At 62.5% G+C, this 25,667-nt stretch carries 29 protein-coding genes, 1 tRNA gene and 1 pseudogene; 14 read left to right on the top strand and 17 right to left on the bottom strand.

Translation table 11 applies throughout. The features are described from left to right. Window positions 1–331: 331 nt before the first annotated feature. The gene (locus tag NKJ72_RS05565; protein ID WP_023678521.1) at window positions 332–772 is read right to left on the bottom strand and encodes an SRPBCC family protein; all 441 of its coding nucleotides are present in this window, start codon (window positions 770–772) and stop codon (window positions 332–334) included. A gap of 109 nt (window positions 773–881) precedes the next feature. Here NKJ72_RS05565 and NKJ72_RS05560 point away from each other — a divergent pair, with 109 nt between their 5' ends. Beyond that, on the top strand, window positions 882–1,949 hold the full coding sequence (locus NKJ72_RS05560) for an adenylate/guanylate cyclase domain-containing protein (protein ID WP_352476187.1): 1,068 nt from the start codon (window positions 882–884) through the stop codon (window positions 1,947–1,949). 250 nt (window positions 1,950–2,199) lie between these two features. Here NKJ72_RS05560 and NKJ72_RS05555 read toward each other — a convergent pair. The 3 genes from NKJ72_RS05555 to NKJ72_RS05545 all read right to left on the bottom strand — a co-directional run bounded on the left by NKJ72_RS05555 (window position 2,200) and on the right by NKJ72_RS05545 (window position 3,152). Then, a tRNA-Glu gene (locus NKJ72_RS05555) sits at window positions 2,200–2,274 on the bottom strand. A 90-nt stretch (window positions 2,275–2,364) separates the two neighbouring features. After that, a complete protein-coding gene (locus tag NKJ72_RS05550; protein ID WP_352476186.1) occupies window positions 2,365–2,772 on the bottom strand; it encodes a VOC family protein in 408 nt (135 codons plus the stop codon). After that, window positions 2,769–3,152, bottom strand: a complete 384-nt coding sequence (locus NKJ72_RS05545) for a fimbrial protein (protein ID WP_352476185.1) — start codon at window positions 3,150–3,152, stop codon at window positions 2,769–2,771. The genes NKJ72_RS05550 and NKJ72_RS05545 overlap by 4 nt, the downstream gene beginning before the upstream one ends. Window positions 3,153–3,178: 26 nt before the next feature. Here NKJ72_RS05545 and NKJ72_RS05540 point away from each other — a divergent pair, with 26 nt between their 5' ends. Together NKJ72_RS05540 and rpoH are read left to right on the top strand one after the other, a co-directional pair. After that, the gene (locus NKJ72_RS05540; protein WP_352476184.1) at window positions 3,179–4,219 is read left to right on the top strand and encodes an RluA family pseudouridine synthase; all 1,041 of its coding nucleotides are present in this window, start codon (window positions 3,179–3,181) and stop codon (window positions 4,217–4,219) included. Window positions 4,220–4,406: 187 nt separating this feature from the next. Next, entirely contained in the window at window positions 4,407–5,318 is a 912-nt protein-coding gene (gene rpoH / locus NKJ72_RS05535; RefSeq protein WP_352476183.1) for an RNA polymerase sigma factor RpoH, read from the top strand. Window positions 5,319–5,891: 573 nt separating this feature from the next. Here rpoH and NKJ72_RS05530 read toward each other — a convergent pair. From NKJ72_RS05530 to NKJ72_RS05510, 5 genes are all read right to left on the bottom strand, one after another. Beyond that, the gene (locus NKJ72_RS05530) at window positions 5,892–6,140 is read right to left on the bottom strand and encodes a hypothetical protein (RefSeq protein ID WP_352476182.1); all 249 of its coding nucleotides are present in this window, start codon (window positions 6,138–6,140) and stop codon (window positions 5,892–5,894) included. A gap of 223 nt (window positions 6,141–6,363) precedes the next feature. After that, a complete protein-coding gene (locus tag NKJ72_RS05525) occupies window positions 6,364–7,236 on the bottom strand; it encodes an MBL fold metallo-hydrolase (RefSeq protein ID WP_352476181.1) in 873 nt (290 codons plus the stop codon). A 152-nt stretch (window positions 7,237–7,388) separates the two neighbouring features. After that, window positions 7,389–8,048 carry a peroxiredoxin gene (locus NKJ72_RS05520; RefSeq protein ID WP_352476179.1) on the bottom strand — a complete coding sequence of 220 codons (660 nt, stop codon included), beginning with the start codon at window positions 8,046–8,048 and terminating at the stop codon, window positions 7,389–7,391. A gap of 287 nt (window positions 8,049–8,335) precedes the next feature. Continuing rightward, the gene (locus NKJ72_RS05515) at window positions 8,336–8,701 is read right to left on the bottom strand and encodes a cell division protein ZapA (RefSeq protein ID WP_352476178.1); all 366 of its coding nucleotides are present in this window, start codon (window positions 8,699–8,701) and stop codon (window positions 8,336–8,338) included. A gap of 4 nt (window positions 8,702–8,705) precedes the next feature. Continuing rightward, complete coding sequence (locus tag NKJ72_RS05510) at window positions 8,706–8,978, bottom strand: DUF4164 domain-containing protein (protein ID WP_006200774.1); 273 nt, start codon at window positions 8,976–8,978, stop codon at window positions 8,706–8,708. Window positions 8,979–9,238: 260 nt separating this feature from the next. Here NKJ72_RS05510 and tkt point away from each other — a divergent pair, with 260 nt between their 5' ends. The 3 genes from tkt to NKJ72_RS05495 all read left to right on the top strand — a co-directional run bounded on the left by tkt (window position 9,239) and on the right by NKJ72_RS05495 (window position 14,507). After that, complete coding sequence (tkt, locus tag NKJ72_RS05505) at window positions 9,239–11,230, top strand: transketolase (protein ID WP_352476177.1); 1,992 nt, start codon at window positions 9,239–9,241, stop codon at window positions 11,228–11,230. 158 nt (window positions 11,231–11,388) lie between these two features. Then, the gene (gap, locus tag NKJ72_RS05500) at window positions 11,389–12,399 is read left to right on the top strand and encodes a type I glyceraldehyde-3-phosphate dehydrogenase (RefSeq protein WP_352476176.1); all 1,011 of its coding nucleotides are present in this window, start codon (window positions 11,389–11,391) and stop codon (window positions 12,397–12,399) included. A gap of 218 nt (window positions 12,400–12,617) precedes the next feature. After that, window positions 12,618–14,507: a potassium/proton antiporter gene (locus tag NKJ72_RS05495; protein WP_352476174.1), complete on the top strand. Its 1,890-nt coding sequence runs from the start codon at window positions 12,618–12,620 to the stop codon at window positions 14,505–14,507. Window positions 14,508–14,679: 172 nt separating this feature from the next. On the opposite strand, the gene NKJ72_RS05490 is transcribed toward NKJ72_RS05495, so the two are convergent. Further along, entirely contained in the window at window positions 14,680–15,597 is a 918-nt protein-coding gene (locus NKJ72_RS05490; protein ID WP_352476173.1) for a polyprenyl synthetase family protein, read from the bottom strand. A 79-nt stretch (window positions 15,598–15,676) separates the two neighbouring features. Between NKJ72_RS05490 and NKJ72_RS05485 the strand changes: the two genes are divergently transcribed. From NKJ72_RS05485 to NKJ72_RS05475, 3 genes are all read left to right on the top strand, one after another. After that, window positions 15,677–16,435 carry a biosynthetic peptidoglycan transglycosylase gene (locus NKJ72_RS05485; protein ID WP_352476435.1) on the top strand — a complete coding sequence of 253 codons (759 nt, stop codon included), beginning with the start codon at window positions 15,677–15,679 and terminating at the stop codon, window positions 16,433–16,435. 139 nt (window positions 16,436–16,574) lie between these two features. Beyond that, entirely contained in the window at window positions 16,575–16,757 is a 183-nt protein-coding gene (gene rpmF / locus NKJ72_RS05480) for a 50S ribosomal protein L32 (RefSeq protein ID WP_006203806.1), read from the top strand. Window positions 16,758–16,956: 199 nt separating this feature from the next. Beyond that, window positions 16,957–17,358, top strand: a complete 402-nt coding sequence (locus NKJ72_RS05475; RefSeq protein WP_023720966.1) for a hypothetical protein — start codon at window positions 16,957–16,959, stop codon at window positions 17,356–17,358. A gap of 10 nt (window positions 17,359–17,368) precedes the next feature. Here NKJ72_RS05475 and NKJ72_RS05470 read toward each other — a convergent pair whose 3' ends face one another. The 3 genes from NKJ72_RS05470 to NKJ72_RS05460 all read right to left on the bottom strand — a co-directional run bounded on the left by NKJ72_RS05470 (window position 17,369) and on the right by NKJ72_RS05460 (window position 18,729). Continuing rightward, window positions 17,369–17,800 (bottom strand): GlcG/HbpS family heme-binding protein, encoded by a 432-nt coding sequence (locus NKJ72_RS05470; protein WP_352476172.1) that lies wholly within the window; start codon window positions 17,798–17,800, stop codon window positions 17,369–17,371. 97 nt (window positions 17,801–17,897) lie between these two features. Continuing rightward, window positions 17,898–18,128 carry a hypothetical protein gene (locus NKJ72_RS05465; protein ID WP_023678501.1) on the bottom strand — a complete coding sequence of 77 codons (231 nt, stop codon included), beginning with the start codon at window positions 18,126–18,128 and terminating at the stop codon, window positions 17,898–17,900. Between the two features lie 76 nt (window positions 18,129–18,204). After that, a complete protein-coding gene (locus NKJ72_RS05460) occupies window positions 18,205–18,729 on the bottom strand; it encodes a winged helix-turn-helix transcriptional regulator (RefSeq protein WP_352476171.1) in 525 nt (174 codons plus the stop codon). A gap of 97 nt (window positions 18,730–18,826) precedes the next feature. Between NKJ72_RS05460 and NKJ72_RS05455 the strand changes: the two genes are divergently transcribed. Next, window positions 18,827–19,678: an alpha/beta fold hydrolase gene (locus tag NKJ72_RS05455; RefSeq protein WP_352476170.1), complete on the top strand. Its 852-nt coding sequence runs from the start codon at window positions 18,827–18,829 to the stop codon at window positions 19,676–19,678. Between the two features lie 49 nt (window positions 19,679–19,727). After that, window positions 19,728–20,383: pseudogene (locus NKJ72_RS05450) on the top strand (glutathione S-transferase family protein). 142 nt (window positions 20,384–20,525) lie between these two features. On the opposite strand, the gene NKJ72_RS05445 reads toward NKJ72_RS05450, so the two are convergent. From NKJ72_RS05445 to NKJ72_RS05435, 3 genes are all read right to left on the bottom strand, one after another. Continuing rightward, the gene (locus NKJ72_RS05445) at window positions 20,526–20,813 is read right to left on the bottom strand and encodes an ArsR/SmtB family transcription factor (protein ID WP_254816544.1); all 288 of its coding nucleotides are present in this window, start codon (window positions 20,811–20,813) and stop codon (window positions 20,526–20,528) included. A 31-nt stretch (window positions 20,814–20,844) separates the two neighbouring features. Then, the gene (locus NKJ72_RS05440; protein WP_254816543.1) at window positions 20,845–22,092 is read right to left on the bottom strand and encodes an MFS transporter; all 1,248 of its coding nucleotides are present in this window, start codon (window positions 22,090–22,092) and stop codon (window positions 20,845–20,847) included. Between the two features lie 94 nt (window positions 22,093–22,186). After that, complete coding sequence (locus NKJ72_RS05435; protein WP_023678495.1) at window positions 22,187–22,381, bottom strand: DUF1192 domain-containing protein; 195 nt, start codon at window positions 22,379–22,381, stop codon at window positions 22,187–22,189. Window positions 22,382–22,505: 124 nt separating this feature from the next. Between NKJ72_RS05435 and NKJ72_RS05430 the strand changes: the two genes are divergently transcribed. The 3 genes from NKJ72_RS05430 to NKJ72_RS05420 all read left to right on the top strand — a co-directional run bounded on the left by NKJ72_RS05430 (window position 22,506) and on the right by NKJ72_RS05420 (window position 24,826). Continuing rightward, window positions 22,506–23,516, top strand: a complete 1,011-nt coding sequence (locus tag NKJ72_RS05430; protein WP_352476168.1) for an NAD(P)H-quinone oxidoreductase — start codon at window positions 22,506–22,508, stop codon at window positions 23,514–23,516. Between the two features lie 132 nt (window positions 23,517–23,648). After that, window positions 23,649–23,789 carry a DUF1127 domain-containing protein gene (locus NKJ72_RS05425; protein ID WP_023720976.1) on the top strand — a complete coding sequence of 47 codons (141 nt, stop codon included), beginning with the start codon at window positions 23,649–23,651 and terminating at the stop codon, window positions 23,787–23,789. A 341-nt stretch (window positions 23,790–24,130) separates the two neighbouring features. Continuing rightward, a complete protein-coding gene (locus tag NKJ72_RS05420; RefSeq protein WP_254816540.1) occupies window positions 24,131–24,826 on the top strand; it encodes a DUF1013 domain-containing protein in 696 nt (231 codons plus the stop codon). Window positions 24,827–24,933: 107 nt separating this feature from the next. On the opposite strand, the gene NKJ72_RS05415 is transcribed toward NKJ72_RS05420, so the two are convergent. Continuing rightward, window positions 24,934–25,653, bottom strand: a complete 720-nt coding sequence (locus NKJ72_RS05415; protein WP_254816539.1) for a helix-turn-helix transcriptional regulator — start codon at window positions 25,651–25,653, stop codon at window positions 24,934–24,936. Window positions 25,654–25,667: the final 14 nt, after the last annotated feature.

The following is a 25,667-nucleotide window of genomic DNA, read 5'->3' as shown; positions in this document are numbered from 1 at the left end:
GGCATGTGACCGCGCCCGGCCTCGCTCGCCTGCGCTCCGCATTCCGCATCCTGCAGGAGTGCGGCCGGAGCTTTGATGAACGGATGCTAGTTCAATCCGAGGCGTTGCGCCAGAAGCGCTGAGTTTCAAGAACTCCACGCAGGCGCCAAGAGCGCGGACGCCTTCGCCGAGCTCGCCGAAACGATCCGTGGCCGGCAGCTGTAATGGTGCGGCAGCCCGCAGGTCGCTGGGTTTCCCGAGCGGCCGGTTTGGCGACGGCAGGTCAAAGGGGCCTCGTTGACGCATGCCGCGCCTGGTTCGGATTACGGGCATCCGTGGCCCTAGATGAAAATCACATATTCTTCATCGGCACATCGGGATCGACATGTCCCCCATCGGCAGTGATCTTCAGCCTTGAGAGGTAGTGCTCCCATCCCCTTCGGTGGCTGTCACGCTCCTTTGCATTCGGCAGTCCGCTGTGCGTGAAGCGGATCAGTGTCCCCGCATCCCTCGCGATCAGGTCGATCTCGACATGGCTGGAGCCGGGCGGCACGGTCTCGTTGTCTTCCCAGCCAAAACTGTAGGCAAGACGGTGGACCGGGATCACCTCGGTGAACTCACCGCGCGCCATATGGCGACCACCGACATTGACGAGGAACAGACCGCCCGGCGATGCATCCAAATTCGCTTCGGTCCCGATCCATCGCACGATCTGGTCCGGATCCGTCAAAAGCGCGAACACGGTCGCTTGTGGCGCCGCGACCTCAATCTCTGTGTAAACCGATTCCGCCATCGCTCACTCCAGGTCACATCCGCATCGAATGCCGTGCAAGGGAATATGGGGAGTTGCAAGAAGATGTTCGAGGCGTAAGCATAAGCCGGTGCCCAGTGATCTTCTACCGATGCTTCTCGCAAACTCGCTTTCATTCCTTCTGGACGACGCCGCGCATATTGGCGACGGTGGGCGACTTCTATTGCAGCTCTCAACGCATTTGATGGAAGACGGCTTGCCGATCATCGCCGGCGCACTGGCGCAGGATGCTCCCGACCCGATTATCTCACGCCGCATCTGGCTCTGGCGAGCGCCTGGGGGTGAAGTGGTCGAGGCTTTGGGGATAGGCGCCGACCGCCAGAATGCCGATCCCCGGCTCGTGCTGCGGGAGTGGCTTGGCACGACGCGGGCGATCGTGTTCGACGAGCGAGCGGGCGGTGTCGCACCGACTTTGGTGTGGGCGTTCGATCATACTCCGGATGAGGCGCAGTCAGAGCTGCTGCGGCAAATCTCCCGGTTTGCTGCGGCTCCGATGACCGCACTCGCAGAACGGTCCGCGAAACGCGCATTGCTCGAAGCATATTTGGGAAAGCGCAGTGCAGCACATGTGCTCAACGGTCATTCTCGTCGAGTAAAGGGAGAGACGATACGGGCTGCGCTTCTGTGCGCGGACCTTCGAGGTTTCACCGATCTATCCGAGGTTCATGATGCAGACGAGATCGTATTGGTACTTGATGCCTGGTTCGATTGCGTCGCCGGCGCGGTGCACGCATTTGGTGGTGAGGTTCTCAAGTTTATAGGTGATGGCGTCCTCGCGATTTTCCCGATTGGCGAGCGCGATGCAAATGCCGCATGTGACGCTGCGGTCCGCGCCGTGAAGGCCACGCGCGCCGGGATAGATCATCTCAACCAAACTCGGCGCCGCAATGGCGGCCCTGAGCTCGGATATGGCATTGGCCTGCATGTCGGCGAGATACTCTGGGGGAATATCGGCACTGCCGGCAGGTTGGACTTCACCGCGATCGGCAAGGCTGTAAATCTTGTCAGCCGCATCGAAGGGCTGTGCAAGCCGTTGGGACGGACGGTGCTCGCGTCGACAGTGTTCGAGGCAGAAACTACCGAGCCGATGATCGCCATGGGCAGTCATCCGCTCGGAGGAATAGCAGGCGCGCAAACGCTTTTCGGCTTGCCGGAATAGATCGAATGGTTGAGCGCGCCGTGGATGTGCCGTTCGCAGCACATCTTGGTACTGTATCTGGCTCCTCCCCGCGTGGCATCGACTGCCCTGGTCAGCGCGACGTTCTGCGCGCCGCTAAGCGGTGCCTCAAGACCCATGATGCAATGCTAATGCAATCGGCTCCGCTGCGGCAGAAGCGGCAATGAGCCAAATCCGCCGCGACCTAAGGCGATGGATCGGATTGATGGTTTGCCGAGAGCTTGGAGAGACTTGGTACGCCCAAGGGGAATCGAACCCCTGTTCCCGCCGTGAGAGGGCGGTGTCCTGACCGCTAGACGATGGGCGCGTTCAAGAACCGGCGATATAGGCTGACGGCTGGGAAAAAGCAACTAGGCTCAGGGCCACTGCTCGCACAGACGAAAAATCCGCTGCAAGCCTATCGTTTTGGCTCGATCAGGTCCCAGAGATTGCCATAAAGGTCGGCGAAGACCGCCACAGTGCCATAGGTCTCGTGCCGGGGCGCCTCACGGAATTCCACGCCCTTTTCGAGCATCAGCGCATGGTCGCGGGCAAAATCGTCGGTTTCGAGGAACAAAAAGACCCGCCCGCCGGTCTGGTTGCCGACGGCGTGCCTTTGCGCATCGCCGGATGCTTCGGCGAGAAGCAGCCGCGCGCCCTGCCCTTTGCCCGGCGTGATGGTGACCCATTGTTTGCCGCCGCCGAGATCGACATCTTCGGTGAGGACAAAACCCAGCCGGTCGACATACCACGAGATCGCTTCGTCATAGTTTGCGACGATAAGCGCGACCGTGGCAATGCTGCGGCGTTCGGCAAAACCGGTCATTTGTTCCTGATCGAAAAACGGCCGATGATGCGGCGCTCGGTGATGTCATAGACGAAGATGGCGCGGCTGCCGTCGGGCAGCTCGGCGTCGATCGAAAGGTGATTGCCGGAGAGCGATTGGCTGATCACCCTGGCGCCGACCGGCAGCACGATGTCGCCGTTGACCGGCTCGCCTGCCGGCACCTGGATGTCACTGGTCAACGGCGGGGCGGCAGGCGGCGCGTTGCGCGCTTTGTAGACAAGTGCTGCTATCACCACCATAAGGGCGAGGAACAGCAGGCCGAGATTGATGGCGACGAAGCGGACGAGCTTCCTCCGCACCTTTTCGACCTCGGGGTCGAGCGGCTTTTCCTCGTCTTCGTCGGCAAGCGGCCGGGCCATGGCAGCAGATTCCGGAACTGTTTTCGATGAGCGCTCATAACGAAGAGGCCAGACAATTAATAGGGGCCGGACCGATCGTACTGGAGGCGGGCGCCGATGCCGCCGGCCAGCGGCTCGACCAATGGCTGGCGGCCAGGCTCGGCCCCGACATGTCGCGCAGCCGGGTGCAGATGCTGATAAAGCAGGGCGCGGTCAGGATCGGCGGCAGGCAGGTCGAAGAGACGAAGCGCAAGATCGCACAAGGTGACAGCGTGTCGGTCGACATGCCGGAGCCTGAACCGGCGGTGCCGCAAGGCGAAGATATTGCGCTGGACGTCCTCTACGAGGACAGCGCGCTGATCGTCATCAACAAGCCGGCCGGGCTGGTCGTACATCCCGGCGCCGGCAACTGGACCGGTACGCTGGTCAACGCGCTGATCCATCATTGCGGCGACAGCCTGTCCGGCATCGGCGGCGTGAGACGCCCGGGCATCGTCCACCGCCTCGACAAGGAGACCAGCGGCGTCATGGTCGTCGCCAAGACCGACCGCGCCCACAAGGCGTTGTCGGAGGCCTTTGCCGACCACGGCCTGACCGGCGATCTCGAGCGCGCCTATCTGGCGTTGGTCTGGGGCATACCGGCAAGGCCGACCGGGACGGTCGACGCGCCGCTCGGCCGCGCCGCCGACCGGGTACGCCGTGCCGTGGTGCCGCAAGGCCGCGACGATGCGCGCCATGCCATAACGCATTTCACCGTCGTCGAGCGCTTTGGCGAGCAGCAGCAGGAATTCGCCACGGCGAGCCTGGTCGAATGCCGGCTGGAGACCGGTCGCACCCACCAGATACGCGTCCACATGGCCCATATCGGCCATCCGGTGATTGGCGACCCCGAATACGGCCAGGCTTTCCGCACCAAGGCCAACCGGTTGCCCGAGCCGCTAAGGAGCAAGGTAAAGGCGTTTCCGCGACAAGCTTTGCACGCCCGCCTCCTTGCATTTCGCCATCCCGATACCCATCTAACGATAAGGTTCGAAGCACCGATGCCGTGGGACATGGAGGAACTCGTCGACGGCTTCCGCAAGCTCTGAACCAACCACCTGAAAACCTAACCGGCGTTGTTCACTTCAGCGTGACACACTGTTTCGTGTTGAACAAATGCCTGTCTTTCTGGTTTTGTTCCTATATATGTCGGTTGGCGCGAATGTGCCTTTGGCATTCGTGCCACATGCCCGCCGCGTTTCGGGGGCATCACTCCAATAGAGAGGGGGCGCTATCATGGCCCAGTCATTACCCACTATCGTTTCCGGCGAAGGCGGTCTCAGCCGCTACCTGGAAGAAATCCGCCGCTTTCCGATGCTTCAGCCGCAGGAAGAGTACATGCTCGCCAAGCGCTACGCCGAGCATGAGGACACCACGGCTGCGCACAAGCTCGTCACTAGCCACCTTCGGCTCGTCGCCAAGATCGCCATGGGCTATCGCGGCTACGGCCTGCCGATCGGCGAGGTGATCTCGGAAGGCAATGTCGGCCTGATGCAGGCCGTCAAGAAATTCGAACCGGAGCGCGGCTTCCGTCTCGCCACCTATGCGATGTGGTGGATCAAGGCCTCGATCCAGGAATACATCCTGCGCTCGTGGAGCCTGGTCAAGATGGGCACCACCGCCAACCAGAAGCGTCTGTTCTTCAACCTGCGCAAGGTGAAGGGCAAGATCCAGGCGCTCGATGAAGGCGATTTGAAGCCCGACCAGATCACCGAGATTGCCACCCGGCTGAACGTCTCGGAAGCGGAAGTCGTGTCGATGAACCGCCGTCTGTCGGGCGACGCCTCGCTCAATGCGCCCATCCGGGCCAGTGAAGGCGAGTCCGGCGAATGGCAGGACTGGCTGGTCGACGACCACGAAAGCCAGGAAGAGATGCTGATCGAGCAGGACGAGCTGGAAAACCGGCGCGGCATGCTGTCCGGCGCTCTTGCCGTGCTCAACGACCGCGAACGTCGCATCTTCGAGGCGCGCCGCCTCGCCGATGAGCCGTTGACGCTGGAAGAGCTGTCGGCCGAGTTCGATATCAGCCGCGAGCGGGTGCGGCAGATCGAGGTGCGTGCCTTCGAGAAGGTGCAGGACGCGGTCAAGGCCGCGGCCAAGCGCCAGACGCAGGCCTTGCGCACGATTGAGGCGCAGCCGGCGGCATAAGGCCTCCAAGAGAACCAAAAAAACGGCGGCGTCAGGTAACTGGCGCCGCCGTTTTTCTGGAGGGTTGCCGGTTCCGCGGCGCGCGGATGTCCGATCCGCTGGCATAGCTGCTCAGTAGCGTTGCCATGGCGTCCGCAGACGATCCCACTGATAGCGGCATTACCGCAATTTTCCCCAAGCCCTGAAAACCGTAACGTTGCAAGCTGTGGCGGCAATGTTCCGGCGCCGACCGCGGCATTCCACAACCCGGCGCTCGCGGCAGGCGGCGCGATAACTAGCCGGCGGGGCTGCGCCGGGCAGTTGAGTTCGTCTATTGGAAACGAAAGGCAGTGTGACGATGACGACTTCTGCGTTTCTGACCGCTCTCGGATCCGAGGGTCCGCCAGCCGATCGGGCGAAAGACATGGCCCTGTATGGATGGCTAATTGGAAGCTGGGAAATGGACTCGGTCCACTACCTCGACGACGGCACAATCCAGAAATGGGATGGCGAATGCCATTTTGGCTGGGTGCTCGAAGGCCGCGCGATTCAGGACGTTTGGATCAGGCCCAAGCGCCCTGCGCCGTCCACGATCTACGGCACGACCTGCGCATCTTCGACCCTGGGATCGATGGCTGGCACATCATATGGAACGACCCGCTCAACCGGGATCACTCGCGCCAGATCGGCCGAGCCGAGGGTAAGGACATTGTCCAGCTCGGCGATGACTCGCGCGGTCTGAAAACTCGTTGGCGTTTCACAGAGATCACTGCCAACAACTTCCATTGGATCGGCGAGGAAAGATCTTCCGAGGGCGACCCTTGGCAAATCACGTATGAACATTTAGCCCGCCGAACAAAACCCTGACGCTGAGTAAACACCTAGCTGGCGTTCTGCGCCGCTCCTCATCCGGCTGCCGCCACCGTCTTCCCGCATGGCCTATCGGATTCAAACATCGCAAAAATCGAATCAGGATCAATAAGGATCAATAACTTGGATGACCGTCGCAGAACGATGAGGGCGGCGCCAAGTTTGGATGGCACTGTAGTGCCAGCGACCCATCTCCTCACAGGCAATCGAGCGGAAACTTCAGATAGCGCCGCCCGTTGGATTCCGGCTCCGGCAGGCGTCCGCCGTTCATGTTCACCTGCAGCGCGTGCAGGATCAGCCGCGGCATCGGCAACGTCCTGTCGCGGGCTTGGCGGAGCGCGACGAAGTCGGCTTCCGTCTTGCCGCCGGCAACATGGATGTTGCTGGCTTTCTGCTCCCCGACCGTGCTTTCCCAGCGCGCTTCGCGACCGCCCGGCTGGTAGTCGTGACCGACGAACAGACGTGTCTCGTCCGGCAGCGCCAGGATGTCCTCGATCGAACGCCAGAGCCGCTCGGCACTGCCGCCCGGAAAGTCTGTCCTGGCGGTGCCGCTATCCGGCATGAACAACGTGTCGTGGATGAAGGCGGCGTCGCCAATGACGTAAGTGATCGAGGCCAGTGTGTGGCCCGGCGAGAACAGCACTCTCGCCGGAAGGCCGCCGACCGAAAAAGTTGCGCCGTCGGCGAATAGCCTATCCCATTGCGAACCGTCGGCGGAGAATTCCGACCAGTTGTAGATCACCTTCCACAATTTCTGGACGTCGATGACCTTTTCGCCGATTGCCGTCGGCGCTCCGGTTCTCCCCCTCAAATAATGGGCGGCGGAGAAATGATCGGCATGCGGATGCGTGTCGAGGATCCACTCGACCTCCAGCCCGCTTTCCCTGACGAAGTCGAGCAGGGCGTCGGCGTTCTTCGTTGCCGTTGCACCGGACCTTTCGTCGAAGTCGAGCACCGGATCGATGATGGCGCATTTGCGGGTCGCCATGTCGGCGACCACATACTGGACGGACCCGCTCGGCTCGTCATAGAAGCCGGTGACCTGCGACCTGGCCGATAATGCGTCCAATCCCAGCCTCCTTCGCCCCTCACCACGGCAGGAAGGATTTTCTCTGCCACGGCAAATGAAAGGCATGGTTGTCCGTCAACCAGGCGCCGTCAAGCACCCCATGCTCATAGGATCAGGAAAACCGAAAATTTCTCCGTGCCGCCCCTGCCTGCTCAGGCGGAAGGCTGCTTGGTCTTCCTGAGATATGGCAGGATCGTCTCGTAGGCACCGAAGCGCTTGATGGCATCCTCATTCGAGACGGCAGCGGTGATGATGACGTCCTCGCCCTGCTTCCAGTTCGCCGGCGTCGCCACCTGGTGCTTGGCGGTCAGCTGCATGGAATCGATGGCACGCAGGATTTCGTCGAAGTTGCGGCCCGTCGTCATCGGATAGGTGAGAACCAGCTTGATCTTCTTGTCGGGCCCGATGACGTAGACCGAACGCACCGTGGCATTGTCCGCTGGCGTGCGGCCTTCCGAGCTCTCGCCGGCACCCGCCGGCAGCATCTCATAAAGCTTGGCCACCTTGAGATCCTTGTCGCCGATCAGCGGGTAGTTCAGCGAATGGCCGGTCGCGGTCTTGATATCGTTCTGCCACTTTTCGTGGCTTTCGACGGGATCGACCGAGATGCCGATGATCTTGACGTTGCGCTTCCTGAACTCGCCTTCGAGCCCGGCCATCGTGCCGAGTTCGGTCGTGCAAACCGGCGTAAAGTTCTTCGGATGACTGAACAATACCGCCCAGCCGTCGCCGATCCATTCATGGAAGCTGATCGGTCCTTGCGTGGTCTCCGCGGTGAAGTCCGGTGCGATGTCGTTGATGCGAAGGCTCATGGCGTGTCCCTACCTGTTTGGCTTGCCGCTGGCATTGAACGCCCCACCGGCGTTGCTTGCATTTCTAACACTGCGGCGTCATCCTTCAAGTGGCTGTTGACGCTAGGATAGTGGCCGGCCTCAAAAAAATTTTTGTCACTTAGGCGGGAAATACAGCAGTGATTTCCGCGCTGGCGAAAAAGCACCGGAGGTTGGTTAAGCGCGCAGGCATTTCCGCCGATTGTTCGGCTCAGATGCTGCCCATTCCGCCGTTAAGTGGCGTCGGGTCGATGAGGCGACGCGACGCGCTACGCCTTGCTCACTGCCAGCGTCGTCGCCAGGTCTTCCATGCGCTGGGCCAGCGCGCCGAGCGCCCCGGTCAGCGCGGAATCGTTCTTGTCGGCCTTGGTCAGCGCGTCGTCGCGCGTCTTGCGCAGCGTCAGCACTTCGCTTTCCATGCCCTTGACCCGCTTTTGCAGTTCCGAAAGCTCGTCCATGACCATGATGCCGGCCATCACGGTCAGCCGCTGGTCGCCGATTTCGCCAAAAGAATCCTTCAGATGCGAGACATAGCGGTCGAAGCGCTCGGCAAGATCGATCAGATGCTCTTCCTGGCCCTCGTCGCAGGCCATCCGATATTGCTTGCCGTCGATGGAAACCGTGACTTGTGCCATTAGCCTACCTGTCCAGTACCGCGCGGATGGTCTCCATGGCTGTCACCAGCCTTCGCGACACTTCCTTGTTGGCATCTTCCAGCCGTTCGGCGCGAGCTTCGGAATTGTCGAGCTCCTGCGCCAGCCGCGAGCGGTCGGCGTTCATCCGCTGCACTTCGGCCTCGGCTTCCGAATAGTCCCGCTCGTGCTCGAGCTTGGCCGCGACGGCGTTTTCCAGCCCTTCGATGGCCTTACCCAGCCTGGCAATGACTTCCTTGAGGGTCGTTTCCCCGGTCATGGCTTTCGTCCTGCGCCCTGCCCATCACCGAATCATCCACGTTCAGAACGCGTTATCCCTGAAACATTACGCGTCGTGTGAACCGCACGTCAATAAAGCTGTCGCGACTGTCCCCTGCTAACGCTAATGTAGGTCGCGCATGGCCATCACAAGACCGGCAAAAGCACACCGATTTGTTGACTAAAAGGCCGCGCCTGCTATGTGTCGCGCACCCTTTTCAAGGGCTTTCCCAAGGCCCAAACCCCCATTTTGGAGGAAGCATGACCTCGCGCGAACAACATGACCGGATGGCCAATGCGATCCGTTTTCTCGCCATGGACGCCGTCGAGAAGGCAAATTCCGGCCACCCCGGACTGCCCATGGGCTGCGCCGACATCGCCACGGTGCTGTTCACCCGCTTCCTCAAATACGATCCGAAAAACCCGCATTGGCCGGACCGCGACCGCTTTATCCTGTCGGCCGGCCACGGCTCGATGCTGCTTTACTCGCTGCTCTATCTGACCGGCTACGAAGACATCACCATCGACCAGATCAAGCAGTTCCGCCAATTGGGGTCGAGGACGGCGGGCCACCCGGAATACGGCCATGCCGCCGGCATCGAGATGACGACCGGCCCACTCGGCCAGGGCCTTGCCAATTCGGTCGGCTTCGCGCTCGGCGAGCGCATCATGAATGCCGCTTTCGGCAAAGATCTCGTCGACCACTACACCTATGTGCTGGCCGGCGACGGCTGCCTGATGGAAGGCGTATCCCAGGAAGCCATCGCGCTTGCCGGGCATCTGAAGCTGAACAAGCTGATCGTCTTCTGGGACAACAACAACATCTCGATCGATGGCCCGGTGTCGCTCGCCGATAACACCGATCAGGTCGCCCGCTTCCAGGCGTCCGGCTGGAATGCCAGCCATATCGACGGCCAGGACCCGGAAGCGATCGCCTATGCCATCGAAGCGGCCCGCCACTCCGACAAGCCGACGATGATCGCCTGCAAGACGACGATCGGCTTCGGCGCGCCGACCAAGGCCGGCACCAACAAGGCGCATGGCTCGCCGCTCGGCGCCGAGGAAATCGCTGGCGCCAGAAAATTCTTCGGCTGGGATTATCCGCCCTTCGAGGTTCCGGCCGATATCCTCGACGCATGGCGTACCGCCGGGCGGACCGGCGTCAAGGCGCGCACCGACTGGGAAAGCCGGCTTGCCAAGGCCGACGCCAAATTGCGGGCAGAGTTCGAACGCCGCATCAGTGGCACGCTGCCGGCCAACTTCGACGCCGTCATTGGCGACTACAAAAAGAAGCTCGCCGCCGACAAGCCGAAGGTCGCCACCCGTAAGTCATCGGAAATGGCGCTGGAGGTCATCAACGGCGCAGTGCCCGAAACCATCGGCGGCTCGGCCGATTTGACCGGCTCCAACAACACCAAGACCAGCCAGACCAAAAACATCACCGCCGAGGATTATGGCCAGCGCTATGTCCACTACGGCATTCGTGAGCACGGCATGGCGGCCGCGCTCAACGGGCTGACGCTGCATGGCGGCATTATCGCCTATGGCGGCACTTTCATGTGCTTTTCCGATTATGCCCGTCCGGCTATGCGGCTTGCCTCATTGATGGGCATCCGCTCGATCTTCGTCATGACCCATGATTCGATCGGCCTTGGCGAAGACGGTCCGACCCATCAGCCGGTCGAACATCTGGCAGCACTTCGCGCCATCCCGAACCACAATGTCTTCCGCCCGGCCGACGCGGTCGAAACCGCGGAATGCTGGCAGTTGGCCATTGAGTCGGAAAAGACGCCTTCGACATTGGCGCTGACCCGGCAAAACCTGCCGACGGTACGCAACGACTTCGTTGCGGAAAACCTCAGCAGCCGCGGCGCCTATGAACTTGCCGCCGCCAGCGGTGAAGCCGCGGTGACGATCTTCGCTTCGGGCTCCGAGGTCGAGATCGCGCTGGCCGCCCGCGAGGCGTTGGAAAAGCACGGCCACGCGACCCGCGTCGTCTCGGTGCCGTGCTTCGAATTGTTCGATAAGCAGAGCGCCGACTATCGCAGCAGAACGATCGGCAATGCGCCGCTCAAGATTGCCATCGAAGCCGGCATCCGCCAGGGCTGGGATCACTTCATCGGCACCGACGGCATCTTCATCGGCATGACCGGCTTCGGCGCCTCCGGCACTATCGAACAGCTCTACCCGCATTTCGGCATCACCGCCGAAGCAACGGTGAAGGCGGCGGAAGCCCGTCTGCACGGCAAATGAAGGTGAGCCCCGACCGGCAAAGGCTGGCATAGCGGTTTTGCCGGGCGGTGGAGCATTAATCGATTTAAATCCAAGCCTCGGCGGCTGGATTCTTTGCCCGTCCGCCGTTATGAAGCTGCGGACTTGATCTTCGGCCTCCAACTCCCAGGGAGAGAACAATGACCGTCAGAGTTGCCATCAACGGATTCGGCCGCATCGGCCGCAACATTCTGCGCGCCATCCATGAATCCGGCCGCAAGGATATCGATGTCGTCGCGGTCAACGATCTCGGCCCGGTCGAGACCAACGCGCATCTGCTGCGCTTCGACAGCGTGCATGGCCGCTTTCCGCATGAGGTGACGGTTGACGGCGACCAGATCATCGTCGGCAAGGAAAAATTCAGGGTCACCGCGATCAAGGATCCGACGCAACTGCCCTGGAAGGAGCTCGGCATCGACATCGCGCTCGAATGCACCGGCATCTTCACCGCCCGCGACAAGGCCGTTGCCCATCTGACCGCCGGCGCCAAGCGCGTTCTCGTCTCCGCTCCGGCAGAGGGCGCCGACCTCACCGTCGTCTATGGCATCAACCACGACAAGCTGACCAAGGACCACATCGTCATCTCGAACGCCTCCTGCACCACCAACTGCCTGGCGCCACTGGCGGCCGTGCTGAATGAGGCGGTCGGCATCGAAAAGGGCATGATGACGACGATCCATTCCTACACCGGCGACCAGCCGACGCTGGACACCATGCACAAGGACCTCTACCGCGCCCGTGCTGCCGCGCTGTCGCAGATTCCGACCTCGACCGGTGCCGCCAAGGCCATCGGCTTGGTACTGCCCGAGCTCAAGGGCAAGCTCGACGGCATCTCCATCCGCGTGCCGACGCCGAACGTTTCGCTCGTCGATTTCAAGTTTATCGCCAAGCGGCCGACCACCGTCCAGGAGATCAATGACGCGGTGATCGCCGCTTCAAACGGCAAGCTGAAGGGCATCCTCGCCGTTACCCGTCACCCCAATGTTTCGATCGACTTCAACCACGATCCGCATTCTTCGATCGTGGCGCTCGACCAGACCAAGGTCATGGACGGCAACTTCGTTTCGGTGCTGTCGTGGTACGACAATGAGTGGGGCTTCTCGAACCGCATGGGCGATACCGCCGTCGCCTTCGGCAAGACCATCGCCTGATCGCAGAACCATCTTCTCGACCTGGAAGACGCCCGGCTCAGTCCGGGCGTTTTTCGTTGCAGCACGAACCGCCAACGCACGCTCTGCTGCTCGGGGATGCCAAAACTTTCGACGATCGGCAGCGTGGGGCAAAAAGCCACGCTGCTGCCTTGCAGCGGCCATGTCTTCGCCCCACTCTCCCGCGATGCCGGAGCATATCGACTAGGGGCGACCAACGAATGGAGCATGGTATCTATCTGGTGACGCTTGTTGGAGCAGCACTTGTCGTTGCCGCCGCGTTTTCGAGCTTGATCGCCTTCCGTTTCGGCGCCCCTCTCCTGCTGCTGTTTCTCTGCATCGGCCTCGCTACCGGAACCGACGGTCTCGGCATCCACTTCGACAACGCCCGAGTTGCTTATTTTGCCGGCTCATTGGCGCTGGCGGTCATCCTTTTCGATTCCGGCTTCGGTACGCCGCTCAACGCCTTGCGGCAGGCGGCCGGGCCGGCGCTGTCGCTGGCGACATTCGGCGTCCTTTTGACCACCGGCCTGTTCGGCGCCGCGGCCTATTATCTGCTCGACCTGACCTGGTTGGAATCCTTCCTGCTCGGTGCCGCCGTCGCCTCGACCGACGCCGCGGCGGTGTTCTTCCTGCTGCGCGCCGGCGAGATCAATTTGCGCGAGCGCGTGCGGTCCACGCTCGAGGTGGAATCCGGTACCAATGACCCGATCGCCATCTTCCTGACCATCACGCTGGTCGAGGTCATCGCCGCCAACGTCCACCCCGAGGCAAAGGTGTTGGTTACCGATCTTGCCGTCGGTTTCCTGGTCAACATGGGCCTCGGTGCGGTCATCGGCATTCTCGGCGGCATGGCCATTGTGCGTCTTGTCGATCGCCTCAATCTCGATCACGGCCTGTTGCCGATCTTCGTGCTGACGCTGTCGCTGATGGTGTTTGCTGCCGCCGGCGCCGTCGGCGGCTCCGGCTTCCTGGCGGTCTATCTCGCAGGCCTGATTGCCGGCAATTCCGATATCCGGGCCGTCACCATCCTCAAGCGCTTCCAGGACGGCATGTCGTGGCTGGCGCAGATCATCATGTTCCTGATCCTCGGCCTGTTCGCGACGCCTTCGCAATTTCCGGCGATCCTGATGCCGGCAGTGCTGCTCGGCCTGTTCCTGATATTTGTGGCACGGCCAATCGCGGTCTGGCTCTGTCTGGTGCCGTTCCGCCTGCCACGCCCGGAAGTCGCCTTTGTCTCATGGGTTGGCCTGCGTGGCGCCGTGTCGATACTGCTTGCCATCACGCCGCTGCTCGGCGGCCTGGAGAACGGCCGCCTCATCTTCAACACCGCCTTCATCATCGTGCTGGTCTCGCTGATCATCCAAGGATGGACCGTCGGGCCGCTGGCGCGCCGCCTCGGCCTTATCGTGCCGGCCCGCCTGGGACCGCTCGACAAGGTCGAATTGGAACTGCCGGGCTCCGCCCATCATGAGCTTCTCGCCTACCGCGTGGCACCCGGCAGCCCGGTGGCGCGCGGCGAACGCATTCCGCGCTGGGCGCGGCCATCGCTTGTGTTGCGCGACGGACGCTCGATGCGCTTCCAGGATATGGGCCGGCTGGCGGCCGGCGACCACGTCTACATCTTCGTGCCGGACCGCTATCCGCGCCTGCTCGACAAGCTGTTCGCCAGCCGCGCCGTGGTCGATCCCGAGGATGCGGATTTCTTCGGCGCCTTCGCTGTCGATCCGTCACGCTCCGCCGAGGAACTGGAGACCGCCTATGCGCCGGGCCTGACCGAAGCGGAACGCAAGCTCAGCATCGGCGACCTGGTCACTACGCGGCTCGGCGGCCACGCCGAATACGCCGACCGCGTGCTGCTCGGTCCGATCGAGCTGATCGTGCGCGACGTCGACGACAAGGGCAGGATCACCGGCCTTGGCCTGTCCTTCGAGCCGACCGCGCCGGTTGCGCGCGTTCCGGTGTTCCTCAGCGCTGGCGAAATCCGCGACCGCCTCGCCGCCTTCATCCGCAACCGGCGCAAGCCGGCCGAAGCGCAGGCGGTCGAGGCGGCGGCCGAGCTGGAACCGGTTCCGCAGCCCGTGGCGGAAAAGACAACTGGCAAAGGCTGACCGCTGTCGACGCTAGCCGCGGAACCCTGCCGCCGAGGGTTGAAGAATGGCCCGGCAACTGGCGTGGCGAGCCATATGGTCCGACATCGCCGGAGTCCCGATCGGCTGCTCCAAGGCATCTGGCCGAACAGTCGGCAATTCACCGTGACTGTACGGCGCCATGGGGGCGCTTTTAATTGTTGCGGGCCGCTACGAACTGCGCCGCTTGTTTCAGAAGCGCGGCTTGTGCGCCAAAAGGCTCGAGCAGCGCATGAGCCTGGTCGACGAGGCCCTGGAGCTGGTCCCGCGCCCAGCCCGGTCCGTGCAGCGCGACCAGCGTCGCCTTGCCGGCCGCGGCATCCTTGCCCGTGGCCTTGCCCATCTGATGCGCGTCGGCGGTCAGGTCGAGCAGATCGTCGGCAAGTTGAAAGGCAAGCCCGATCGCCGAACCAAATTCGGCCAGCCTTTCGCGGTCGCCCGACGGCGCGCCGGCAAGGATGGCTCCCGCTTCGCAGGCAAAGCGGATCAGCGCACCGGTTTTCATCGCCTGAAGCCGGATGATGCCGGCCTCGTCCGGCCGGCTTTGTTCGGCCTCGAGATCGAGCATCTGGCCGCCGACCATGCTTCCCGCCCCGGCGGCACGGGCCAGTGCCAGCACCAGCGCTGCCCTGCGCTCGGCCGGCAGCATTGTCGCCTCGTCGGCAAGGATGTCGAAGGCAAGCGTCAGCAGGGCGTCGCCGGCAAGAATGGCGGTCGCCTCATCGAAAGCCCTGTGCACGGTCGGCTGCCCGCGGCGCAAATCGTCGTCGTCCATGGCCGGCAGATCGTCATGGATGAGCGAATAGCAGTGCACGCATTCGAGCGCCGCCGCCACGCGCAGCGCCGCCTCGCCATCGGCTGAAAACAATGCAGCACTTTCCATGACCAGGAAGGGACGCAGTCGTTTGCCGCCGTTCAGCACGCCATGTCGCATTGCCGCCATCAGGCGTTCCGGCCGCGCGACCTCGCCTGAAAGCGTGCGTCCGTCGAGCAACCGTCTCAGCAGCGCCTCGAGTGGAACTGCCCGGGCAATAAGTGCGGCTTCGAACGCCATTTGGTCGTCTTTCGTCATGGTCGGGAGCGGTAGCCGACACTCAGACGTTGCGCAAGAAGCCAAGCGCCATTATGCCGGGGGCAGGGAGTAGCGCGGACTGGATGGCTTGGCGGAACCGATCGTCGATCACGAAACCGAAGGGTTGGACATGGCAAGACCGAGACGCGGCAGCCGCATCGGTCTTCAACGCTGGGTCCGGCGCGGCATCGCCGTCGCCGTCGTGCTGGCGTTGGTGCCGGTGGTGCTGACCTTCCTGTACCTGCCGTCATTCGTGCATCCGGTGTCGACATTGATGCTGAAGGACCTGGCGACGTTTTCCGGCTATGATCGGCGCTGGGTTTCCATCGACGATGTCGCGCCGGTGCTGGCATATTCGGTCATCATGTCGGAGGACGGGCAGTTCTGTTTCCATCGCGGCGTCGATCTGGGCGAGCTGCGCGGCGTCGTCGACGATGCGCTCGCCGGCGAGATGACACGTGGCGCCTCGACCATCACCATGCAGACGGTAAAGAACCTTTATCTATGGTCGCGGCCGTTGGGCTCGGTCCGTAAGGTCGTCGAACTGCCGCTGGCCGTCTATTTCGATGCGGTGCTGTCGAAACGGCGGATCATGGAGATCTACCTCAACATCGCCGAATGGGGACCGGGCGTCTACGGCATCGAGGCCGCCGCCCAGCATCATTTCGGCGTCTCGGCAAAACAGCTGTCGCGCCGGCAGGCAGCGCTGCTTGCCGTCACCTTGCCGAACCCGATCGTGCGCAATCCAGCGAAGCCCGGGCCGGGACTGAGGCGGCTTGCCGCGTTGATCGAGCGGCGCGCGGGCCGCGCCGGCGCCTATGTCGGTTGCCTGCGATAGTGTCAAAAAAAAACACGGCGACGCTGGCCAAAACGCCATCGGGCGTGTATAGGCAGCCGACTTTCTCAGATTCCGGCCCCTGATGTGGCCCTTTCACGAGGGCCGCCGGGGCGTTTTGACCATGTAGTGGAGCATATCCATGGCCGTTCCGAAACGAAAAACCTCTCCGTCGAAGCGCGGCATGCGCCGTTCCGCCGACGCCCTGAAGGCCCCGACCTATGTCGAGGACAAGAACTCCGGCGAGATGCGCCGTCCGCACCATATCGACCTGAAGACCGGCATGTATCGCGGTCGCCAGGTTCTGGAGCCGAAGGAAAGCTGAGAGAGCTTTCGACGGTTTACAGGTTGCGAAACGACCGGCCATTGGCCGGTCTTTTTGCGTTTGCGACAACTGATCGTATCAGCCGGGCCTGACATTGTTGTTTCACGCCGTCTTTGTCCGTGTTTATCGGTCGCACGAAAATTCTTGACGGCGAACGCCGGGCGCACTCTACAAAGATCAGTCCAACCGGAGCCGCCACATGTTCGGTGCCATCCCGCTGCTGATCGTGCCTTTCATCCTCTACAATCTCGGGCTTCTAGGAATATTCGGCAGCGGCGACGATCCGTGGGCGACCGAAATGTTTTCGGTCCGGATGATGTCGGGTGGCGTGTTCTCGATGACCCTGGGCGATCTCATCGTGCTGATCGCACTGATCTTCTTGTTCGTCGAAGTAGTAAAGTCGACGCGTACGACAAATGCCTCGATCATGGACCACCTTTTGTCGACCTTCGTCTTTGTGGCCTATCTGGTCGAGTTCCTGCTGGTGAAGGGCGCCGCCCATTCTGTTTTCTTCACACTGATGGTCATAGCGCTGATCGACGTACTGGCCGGCTTTTCGGTGTCGATGCGGTCGGCCAGCCGCGACATCAATATGAATTAAGGATCCCGGCTCAGCCCGGGTCGGCGCTAAAGCCAGCCGCCTCGATGCCGGCGATGGCTGCCGTTTCGTCATTATCGGACGTGTCGCCGGAAATGCCGACGGCGCCGATGATCGTCCCGGCCTCGTTGCGGATCAGCACGCCGCCGACGACCGGCAGGACGCGCCCGCCCGACACGTCGGAGACGCCGGCGATCAGATGCGGGCGCTCCTTGGCGAAGGCTTCCACCCGGCGCGAGCCCATGCCGATAGCGAGCGCGCCATAGGCCTTGCCGGCCGACATTTGCGGACGCAGGAACGACGCGCCGTCCTGACGCTGGAACGCGACCAGATGGGCGCCGGCATCGAGCACCGAGACGCCAAGCGGCCTGAGCTTGAGCTCGGCACCCTTGGCAAAGGAGGCGGCGATGATTTCAAGGGCTTTGTCGAGCGTCAGTGCGGTCATGGACGTCTCCTAAACGCCAGTTATCAACCGGCAGAACAGATCGCGGTGAAACTGTTTCGCGTACGAAAGGAAGCAGTGGGATCCAGGGAGCGCCGGCTTATTTCTTCTTGGCGCGAGGCTTCTTCACCGGCGCCGGAGGCGCATTGGCCAGGTCTTCCGCTTCCTTGGCGAGGCGCAGCGCCCGCAGCTTGTTGGTTTTGGCTTGGCGGGCGTCGCTCTCGGCGACATATTCCGCCATCGCTTTCTGGCGCACCGTGGCTGCCTCTTCCTGTTTCTTGAAACGCAAATCGGCCCGCGCACGGGCAGTGTCCTTAGAGTTCTCGACCAAGAGCGTTATCCAATCCCGTAAATTATCTTCAGTCCCTTGATAGCAGAGCCAGCCCGCAATTGGGAAAATAAGTTGGTCATGGCGCCGGATCGCAGCCGACTCGCTCCGCCTTGCGGGCGACCGCCGCTTCGTATCCGGCCTGCAAGATCGCGCGGACAGCGGGTCCAGTTGGCGCGGGAGATGTGCCCAGATGCTCGTAGCGCAACTCGTTCATGAACTGCTCCCACATCGGCGGGCCGCCTTTTTCCAGAAGCTCGGCACGGATCGAGAGCTCGTCGCTGACCGGCAGCCAGACGCGGCCCCAGGCGCCGAGATGGGCCAGGATCGGCACCAGCGTAATCGCCATTTCGGTCAGGCTGTAGATCGCCTTTTGCTTGTGGGAGGGATCGCCCGTCTTGGTCAGCATGCCGAGTTCCATCAGCCGCTTCAGGCGGTCAGCGAGGATGTTGGAGGCGATGCCCTCCATCGAGCCGTTGAGCAGTTCGCGAAAGTGGCGTCTGCCGCCGAAGATGATGTCGCGAAGGATGATCAGGCTCCACCGGTCGCCGAACACTTCGAGCGACAGGTTGATGGGGCATCCGGACCGACGATCGATGTTCATGCGAATCTCCAAAAACCGGTTGCATTATTGTATCGGTTTTAATATTGCGCAACTGATTGCAAATTGCAATCAGATTGGAAGCCCACGGAGGAGAGCCATGAAAAGCGCCGGACACCCCGAAATCGTATCCCAGACCTTCGGCGACCCGGCCCATCCGGCGGTGTTGTTGATCATGGGCGCGATGGCTTCCATGCTTTGGTGGCCCGAAGCGTTTTGCCGGAAGCTGGCCGGCGAGGGTCGCTTCGTGATCCGCTATGACAATCGCGATACCGGCCGTTCGACCAAATACGCGCCGGGCGAGCCGCCTTATACATTCGACGACTTGGCGGAGGATGCTATCCGCGTCCTTGACGACCATGGAATGCGAAAGGCGCATATGGTCGGCATGTCGATGGGCGGCATGATCGCGCAGCTCGTGGCGTTGAAATACCCGTCGCGTGTCACTTCGCTGACGGTGATCAGCAGCTCGCCCTTGGGCATCGATACGTCGCATCTGCCCGGAACCACCGAGGCCTATAAGAGACATTCGGCCGAAGGCGCGAAGGTCGACTGGGCGGACCGGGGCCAAGTGGTCGATTTCATCGTTAAGGACGCGCATGCGCTCACCGGCGCGGCGCACTCTTTCGACGAGCGGCGAACACGGGCTTTCGTCGAAGAAGATTATGACCGGTCCGGCGGTTTTCTAAGTGCGACCAATCATTTCATGCTCAAGAGTGGCGAAGATGGGAGCGGCGAGGACTGGACGGGTCGGCTGCGCGACATGAAAATCCCACTCCTTGTCATCCACGGCACCGACGATCCCATCTTTCCAGTCGAGCATGGCGCCGCTCTTGCCGACGCGGTCGCCGGTGCAAGGCTGCTCCGGATCGAGGGCGGCGGACACGAGCTGCATCCCGACGACTGGGCCGCGATCATCGATGCCATCGTCGCCCACAGCCAGGCCGGATAGTTATCCGACCCCGACACCGCGAGACAAACAACCCAAGGAACGACAAACAATGTCCCTGATTATGCACCTTCATCCACTGGCCTCCTTCTGCTGGAACCGCTGATCGCGCTCTATGAGAACGGCACGCCATTCACATCCGTCGTTGTCGATCTCGGCAATGAACAGTCGCGCGCCGCGTTTCTGAAATTGTGGCCGCTCGGCAAGATGCCGGTGCTGCGCGATGAAGCGCTGGACCGGACCGTGCCGGAATCGACGATCGTCATCGAATATCTCAACGCGTATTATCCTGGGCCGGTCGAACTGATCCCCGCCGATCTCGATCTCGCTCGCCAGACCCGGCTCGCCGACCGCTTCTATGACTTCTACGTCCAGGAACCGATGCAGAAGATCGTTGGCGACCGGCTGCGGCCGGAGGGCAAGACCGATCCGTTCGGCGTCGAGCAGGCCCGCGCCCAGCTGCGCAGCTCCTACGCCATCATTGAACAGGACATGCAGTCGAGGACATGGGCGGTGGGCGCGAGCTTCACCATGGCCGACTGCGCTGCCGCCCCCGCGCTGTTCTACGCCAACAAGGTCGAGCCGTTCGAAGACGACTATCCTGCGGTCAGGCGCTATCACGACCGGTTGCTGCAACGCCCCTCGGTTGCCCGTGTGATCGAGGAAGCGCAGCCTTATTTCAAGCTCTTCCCCTACAACAATGGCTAGAGTGGTTCATCGTTTCACGGAAACGCCGGACCGCTCTATCTCTTTGTTTTTGCGGAATTCCGGACGGAAAACCGTTTCACACTCTTCCTGGAATTGCTTTAGGCCTGAAGCTGCATAGTTGCCGACGTGCTGACGACGCCCCTCAGCTTCCGGATGAACCGAGCTGCTCCGCATCCCAGAACTGGTCGAGCCAGATGTTGAGCTTCAGGAAGCCGGCGTTGCTGACCGTATAGACGCGTCTGGTGCCTTCCGGCTTGGCGTTGACCAGCCCGGCATCAAGCAGCACCTTCAGGTGCTGCGAAACGGCCGGGCGGGACACCGGCAAGCCGGATGCCAATTCGTTGACGGTCTTCGGTCCGCGCCGGAGCTCTTCCAAGAGATGGCGCCGGTTGGGATCGGCAATCGCCATGAAGGCGTCGGAAAGCATCATGCCTTATTTGTGGGGCAAAGCGCCTCGAATCTCAACCGTCGGTTTCAGCTTTTCTGCGCGGGTCGAGCCGCAACGCTTCCGGCGTTACCGAGCGATCGGCCGGCTGGGTCTTGAAGGCATCGCGGCCTTCGATCGGCACCGGCGCACGACGGCTGATGCGCAGCAGCGTGTAGCCGGCCAGGCAGAGATGCGCGAGCGCAGTGGCCAGGAACAGCCCCTCGGGCCGCATCCAGCCCATCAGGCCGGCGGCCAGCAGCGGACCGATCATCGTGCCGAAGCCATAAAGCAGCAGCAGGCCGCCCGACACTTTGACGAAGTCCTCCGATCGCGCATGGTCATTGGCATGCGCCACCGCGATCGAATAGAGCGTGTAGGCGAAGGCGCCGTAGGCGGCGGTGCAGACGATGACGAAGACGCCTGAGCGCGGTTCGAACAGGAAGATGGCGATGGCGAACAGCGCAGCGCCGAAAGCCGCGCCCGCCAGCACGAAACGACGGTCCGTCGTGTCGGAGAGCCGCCCGGCCGGAAGCTGCATGGCGGCGCCAGCGATGACCACCAGGCTCATCATCAGCGCGATCTCGGCCGTCGAGATGCCGATGCGCGCTCCATAGACGGCGCCAAGCGTGCCCCAGGCGCCGTTGGCGATGCCGATCAGCACGCAGGCGATCGCCGAGACCGGCGAATTGACATAGAGACCTTTGACGTCAAGCGACACGTCCTGCAGCGGCTTGGGGTGCGAAGCCGTCGAGACCGCCGTTGGGATCAGCGACAGGCAAAACAGAATGCCGGTGATCATGAACAGCGACGCCGATTTCACATCGCCGCCGGCAACGATCATCTGACCGCCCATGATCGAGGCATAGGTGACCATCATGTAGAGGCCGAAGACGGTGCCGCGGTTTTCGTTGGTGGCCTTCTCGTTGAGCCAGCTTTCGATGACCATGAAGGCGCCGGCCATGGTGAAGCCGGTGAAGGCGCGCAACAGGATCCAGGTATATTCGTCGATGATCAGACCGGTGAGCAGTGCGACGATCGCTCCCGATGCGGCAAAAGCCCCGAAAGCCCTGACATGACCGGCGCGGCGCACGATGCGTGGCGCAAAGAAGCAGCCGGTGACGAAGCCGCCAGCCCAAGCCGTGCCCATCAGGCCGAGCGATGCTGTCGAGAAGCCCTCCACCTGACCGCGCAGTGGCAGCAGCAGCCCATGCAGCCCGGATGCCGCCAGCAGGAACGCGGTGCCGCGCAGCAGCGAGAGGATCGGTCTGTAGCTTGCGAACATTTTTCAATCCGGCTGGGGTTTGGGGCCTAGTCTGGAGACAGCGGCATTCGGGCTTTTCGGCGGCGTGCCCGAGCTTTTGGAATTACCCGCCGTACTATCCGCGGCGAAACAGCGCCTCTGCCGCCGACTTGGTGGAGCCCTTGGTCTTGAGCTCGGCTTCCAGCCGGGCGATCTCGTCGCGCAGGATGCCGATCCGCTCGGACAATTCATCGACGGAAAGCAGCGACAGATCCTGCCCGATCTCGTGCGGGCGCGCTTTCTTCTTGGGTTCGTCGTCGAAGATCGCCATCGTCGCTCCTCCGTGATTGCCCATTTGCCTGATTTGCCAATGAGCATACATAGGGCAAGGGTATGGATGCAAATGGCGGGCAAGGGCTGGCACGAGAAACCGGCGAAGCACGACGGGAAAATTCATGGCGAACGCACAGAAAATTCCGGCGAAGATGATGGCGATCGCCATATCGGAACCGGGCGGGCCGCGGGTGCTGAAACCGGAAACCCGCGACGTACCGGTTGCCGGTCCCGGTGAGATCCTGATCCGGGTGCGGGCCGCCGGCGTCAACCGGCCGGACGTGCAGCAGCGCAAGGGCGCCTATCCGCCACCGCCGGGAGCATCGGATCTGCCGGGCCTGGAAGCGGCGGGCGAAGTCGCCGCCCTCGGCGACGAGATATCACGCTGGCGCGTCGGCGACCGGGTCTGTGCGCTGACGGCGGGCGGCAGCTATGCCGAATATGTCAGAGTGCACGCCGGCAGCGTGCTGCCGCTGCCCGCCGGCTTTACCTACACCGAAGCGGCGGCGCTGCCGGAAAACTACTTCACCGTTTGGCACAATGTCTTCGAGCGCGGCGGCCTGAAGAGCGGCGAGACGCTGCTCGTGCATGGAGGCTCGTCGGGTATCGGCACGACGGCGATCCAGCTTGCTGCCGCTTTTGGCGCCTATGTCATCACCACCGCCGGGAGCAAGGAGAAATGCGACGCCTGCCTCAAGCTCGGCGCCGACCGGGCGATCAACTACCGCGAGGAGGACTTCGTCGCCGCAGTCAAGGAGGCAACCGGCGGCAAGGGCGCCAATGTCATCCTCGACATGGTCGGCGGCGACTATGTGGCGCGGAACTATGAGGCTGCAGCCATGGAAGGCCGCATCGTCCAGATCGCGACGCAGGGCGGAGCGGTGGCGAGCGCCGATTTCTTCAAGATCATGGCAAAGCGGCTCGTGCACACGGGATCGCTGCTCAGGCCACGCACCGTGGAGTTCAAGGCGGCAGTTGCGGCGGCACTGGAGGCGCAGGTTTGGCCGCTGCTCGGCACGCGCAAGGTTGCGCCGGTGATGGACACGATCTTCCCGCTCAAGGAAGCCTGGCGGGCGCATGAGCGGATGGAGGAGGGTGAGCACATCGGCAAGATTGTGCTCGATGTCGCCTGACGACCGGCAAACAGCCTGAACGAAAGCTTAATGGTGCAATGCAACAAACGCATTGCGGCCATGCAAAAGCGTCTGTTCAATTTTTCATCGCCGATGCCTACTTACGCGGCATCGAAACGATGGAGGACTACCATGAACCCGATCCGCGCTTTCCGTAACTGGCGCATGTACAACGAAACCGTGCGCGAACTGAACCGGCTGAACGCTCGTCAGCTCAACGACCTCGGCATCAACCGCGGCGACATCGAGAGAATCGCCCGCCAAGGGCTTTGATCTCGAGCACGATCCCGCCCGAAGACCGGGCGTTGCTTTTCCGCAACGCCGAGCCGCGGTTCGGGATCGAGCCTTAGAAGCCAGAGCCGCAGCAGACGGATTTCCGTCGCCGGTTCCGAGCCCGCCCGACCTTGGTCTGGCGGGCTTTGTCTTTTTGAAGCTTTCGACTGCATGGCGTCATCTGCCGATCCCGTCGCGGTCTGCCGGCCGTCCTTGACACGCGCCTCCCAAAAACATTGCGAAACGGCGAGCGAGCGGTTATATAGACCGCGATTTTCCCATTTTGGTGGCTCTAAACCACCGCCCGCGCGGGAACGCGGGCGAACGAGAAGGATTTTGTGATGGCCAATACGCTGCTGATGCCAAAGGCGACCGCCGTCTGGCTGGTTGACAACACAGCGCTCTCCTTCGAGCAGATCGCGCAGTTCTGCGGACTGCATCCGCTTGAGGTCAAGGCGATCGCCGACGGCGAGTCGGCGCAAGGCATCAAGGGCATGGACCCGATCATGACCGGCCAGCTAACTCGCGACGAGATTGCGCGCGCCGAGAAGGACCCGAACCACCGACTGAAGCTCTCCGATCCCAAGGTGCGTGTGCCGGAATCCAAGCGCAAGGGTCCGCGCTACACGCCGCTGTCGAAGCGCCAGGACCGGCCCAACGCCATCCTCTGGCTGGTGCGCAACCATCCCGAGCTCAAGGATGCGCAGATTGCCCGCCTTGTCGGCACGACGAAGTCGACGATCGACCAGATCCGCGACAGAAAGCACTGGAACTCCGCCAATCTCCAGCCGATGGATCCAGTGACGCTCGGCCTGACGTCGCAGATCGACCTCGATATGGAAATCAACCGCGCCTCGCGCGGCCGTGAGCAGGCGCAGCCGGTCGGCGATACGCTGCTGCCGGCCGCCTTGACCGAACGACTGGTGCCGGCGCCGGAAAAGCCGAAAGACGAGGACCAGGAACTCGACGCCAACGCCGTCTTCGCCAAGCTTTCGGCGCTAAAGTCGAAGGACAAGGATGCCGACGAAGAGGAGTAGGCATCTCGCATCCAAAACAAAACGCCCGCTTTCAAGCCGGCCGAATCGGCGGGGTTTGTCAGCGGTCTGAGACCGCTTTCAAGCGGGCTTTTTTGTGATCTTCCGTGTCAGCTCCGCGCCGCCCGGTCCGGCGCCATGCCGTAATCCTCGCTGCGCTCCACCGCGCGATAGAAATCGGCGAGCTGCTTGCCGCGCTCCGGCTTGAAGGTGCGGCCGGCGATGACCACCGAGGCGATGCGGTCAATGCGGAAAGCGCGGAAATCGCTGCGCATCTCGCACCAGGCGACCAAGGTCCACACCTTGCCCCAGAACCACAGGCCGAGCGGGCGGATGTCGCGCGCGGTGCTGCGGCCGGCCTCATCCGAATAGTCGATGGTCAGCACCTGACGTTTCTCGATGGACCGCTCGATCAGGTCGATGGCTTCGCGGGCGGCATCGCTTACCACCCACATCGGCGTGTGGATCTCGGTACGGGCGATGCGGTCCTTTTCGGCGTCGGGCAACACGGCGCCTATCTTGACCAGCGCCTCGTCGGCGGCTCGTGCCATGGCCGCGCCGCCAAAAGCGCGCACCATGCGGGCGCCGGCGACCAGCGCGACGATCTCGTCACGCGTGAACATCAGCGGCGGAAGGTCGAAACCCTCCCTCATCATGTAGCCGACACCGGCCTCGCCGTCGATCGGCACGCCGGTCGACTGCAGGTCGGCGATGTCGCGATAGATCGTCCGCTCGGAAACCTCGAGCCACGTGCCCAGCTTCTGGGCAGTGACCAGACGGCCACCACGCAGATGCTGCACGATCTGGAAGAGCCTGTCGGCGCGGCGCATCGTATGGACCCTCG

Origin of the sequence: Mesorhizobium sp. M0045 (assembly GCF_040323385.1) — a bacterium.
Lineage (GTDB): Bacteria > Pseudomonadota > Alphaproteobacteria > Rhizobiales > Rhizobiaceae > Mesorhizobium.
The sequence above is the reverse complement of the archived record's forward strand: the minus strand, read 5'-3'. Positions and strand labels throughout refer to the sequence as shown.

Excerpts from the sequence above, each read along its gene's own strand:
- NKJ72_RS05565 (WP_023678521.1), bottom strand. The coding sequence starts at position 772 with ATGGCGGAATCGGTTTACACAGAGATTGAGGTCGCGGCGCCACAAGCG.
- NKJ72_RS05560 (WP_352476187.1), top strand. The coding sequence starts at position 882 with ATGCTTCTCGCAAACTCGCTTTCATTCCTTCTGGACGACGCCGCGCAT.
- NKJ72_RS05550 (WP_352476186.1), bottom strand. The coding sequence starts at position 2,772 with ATGACCGGTTTTGCCGAACGCCGCAGCATTGCCACGGTCGCGCTTATC.
- NKJ72_RS05545 (WP_352476185.1), bottom strand. The coding sequence starts at position 3,152 with ATGGCCCGGCCGCTTGCCGACGAAGACGAGGAAAAGCCGCTCGACCCC.
- NKJ72_RS05540 (WP_352476184.1), top strand. The coding sequence starts at position 3,179 with ATGAGCGCTCATAACGAAGAGGCCAGACAATTAATAGGGGCCGGACCG.
- rpoH (WP_352476183.1), top strand. The coding sequence starts at position 4,407 with ATGGCCCAGTCATTACCCACTATCGTTTCCGGCGAAGGCGGTCTCAGC.
- NKJ72_RS05530 (WP_352476182.1), bottom strand. The coding sequence starts at position 6,140 with ATGTTCATACGTGATTTGCCAAGGGTCGCCCTCGGAAGATCTTTCCTC.
- NKJ72_RS05520 (WP_352476179.1), bottom strand. The coding sequence starts at position 8,048 with ATGAGCCTTCGCATCAACGACATCGCACCGGACTTCACCGCGGAGACC.
- NKJ72_RS05515 (WP_352476178.1), bottom strand. The coding sequence starts at position 8,701 with ATGGCACAAGTCACGGTTTCCATCGACGGCAAGCAATATCGGATGGCC.
- NKJ72_RS05510 (WP_006200774.1), bottom strand. The coding sequence starts at position 8,978 with ATGACCGGGGAAACGACCCTCAAGGAAGTCATTGCCAGGCTGGGTAAG.
- tkt (WP_352476177.1), top strand. The coding sequence starts at position 9,239 with ATGACCTCGCGCGAACAACATGACCGGATGGCCAATGCGATCCGTTTT.
- gap (WP_352476176.1), top strand. The coding sequence starts at position 11,389 with ATGACCGTCAGAGTTGCCATCAACGGATTCGGCCGCATCGGCCGCAAC.
- NKJ72_RS05495 (WP_352476174.1), top strand. The coding sequence starts at position 12,618 with ATGGAGCATGGTATCTATCTGGTGACGCTTGTTGGAGCAGCACTTGTC.
- NKJ72_RS05490 (WP_352476173.1), bottom strand. The coding sequence starts at position 15,597 with ATGACGAAAGACGACCAAATGGCGTTCGAAGCCGCACTTATTGCCCGG.
- rpmF (WP_006203806.1), top strand. The coding sequence starts at position 16,575 with ATGGCCGTTCCGAAACGAAAAACCTCTCCGTCGAAGCGCGGCATGCGC.
- NKJ72_RS05475 (WP_023720966.1), top strand. The coding sequence starts at position 16,957 with ATGTTCGGTGCCATCCCGCTGCTGATCGTGCCTTTCATCCTCTACAAT.
- NKJ72_RS05470 (WP_352476172.1), bottom strand. The coding sequence starts at position 17,800 with ATGACCGCACTGACGCTCGACAAAGCCCTTGAAATCATCGCCGCCTCC.
- NKJ72_RS05460 (WP_352476171.1), bottom strand. The coding sequence starts at position 18,729 with ATGAACATCGATCGTCGGTCCGGATGCCCCATCAACCTGTCGCTCGAA.
- NKJ72_RS05455 (WP_352476170.1), top strand. The coding sequence starts at position 18,827 with ATGAAAAGCGCCGGACACCCCGAAATCGTATCCCAGACCTTCGGCGAC.
- NKJ72_RS05445 (WP_254816544.1), bottom strand. The coding sequence starts at position 20,813 with ATGATGCTTTCCGACGCCTTCATGGCGATTGCCGATCCCAACCGGCGC.
- NKJ72_RS05440 (WP_254816543.1), bottom strand. The coding sequence starts at position 22,092 with ATGTTCGCAAGCTACAGACCGATCCTCTCGCTGCTGCGCGGCACCGCG.
- NKJ72_RS05435 (WP_023678495.1), bottom strand. The coding sequence starts at position 22,381 with ATGGCGATCTTCGACGACGAACCCAAGAAGAAAGCGCGCCCGCACGAG.
- NKJ72_RS05430 (WP_352476168.1), top strand. The coding sequence starts at position 22,506 with ATGGCGAACGCACAGAAAATTCCGGCGAAGATGATGGCGATCGCCATA.
- NKJ72_RS05425 (WP_023720976.1), top strand. The coding sequence starts at position 23,649 with ATGAACCCGATCCGCGCTTTCCGTAACTGGCGCATGTACAACGAAACC.
- NKJ72_RS05420 (WP_254816540.1), top strand. The coding sequence starts at position 24,131 with ATGGCCAATACGCTGCTGATGCCAAAGGCGACCGCCGTCTGGCTGGTT.
- NKJ72_RS05415 (WP_254816539.1), bottom strand. The coding sequence starts at position 25,653 with ATGCGCCGCGCCGACAGGCTCTTCCAGATCGTGCAGCATCTGCGTGGT.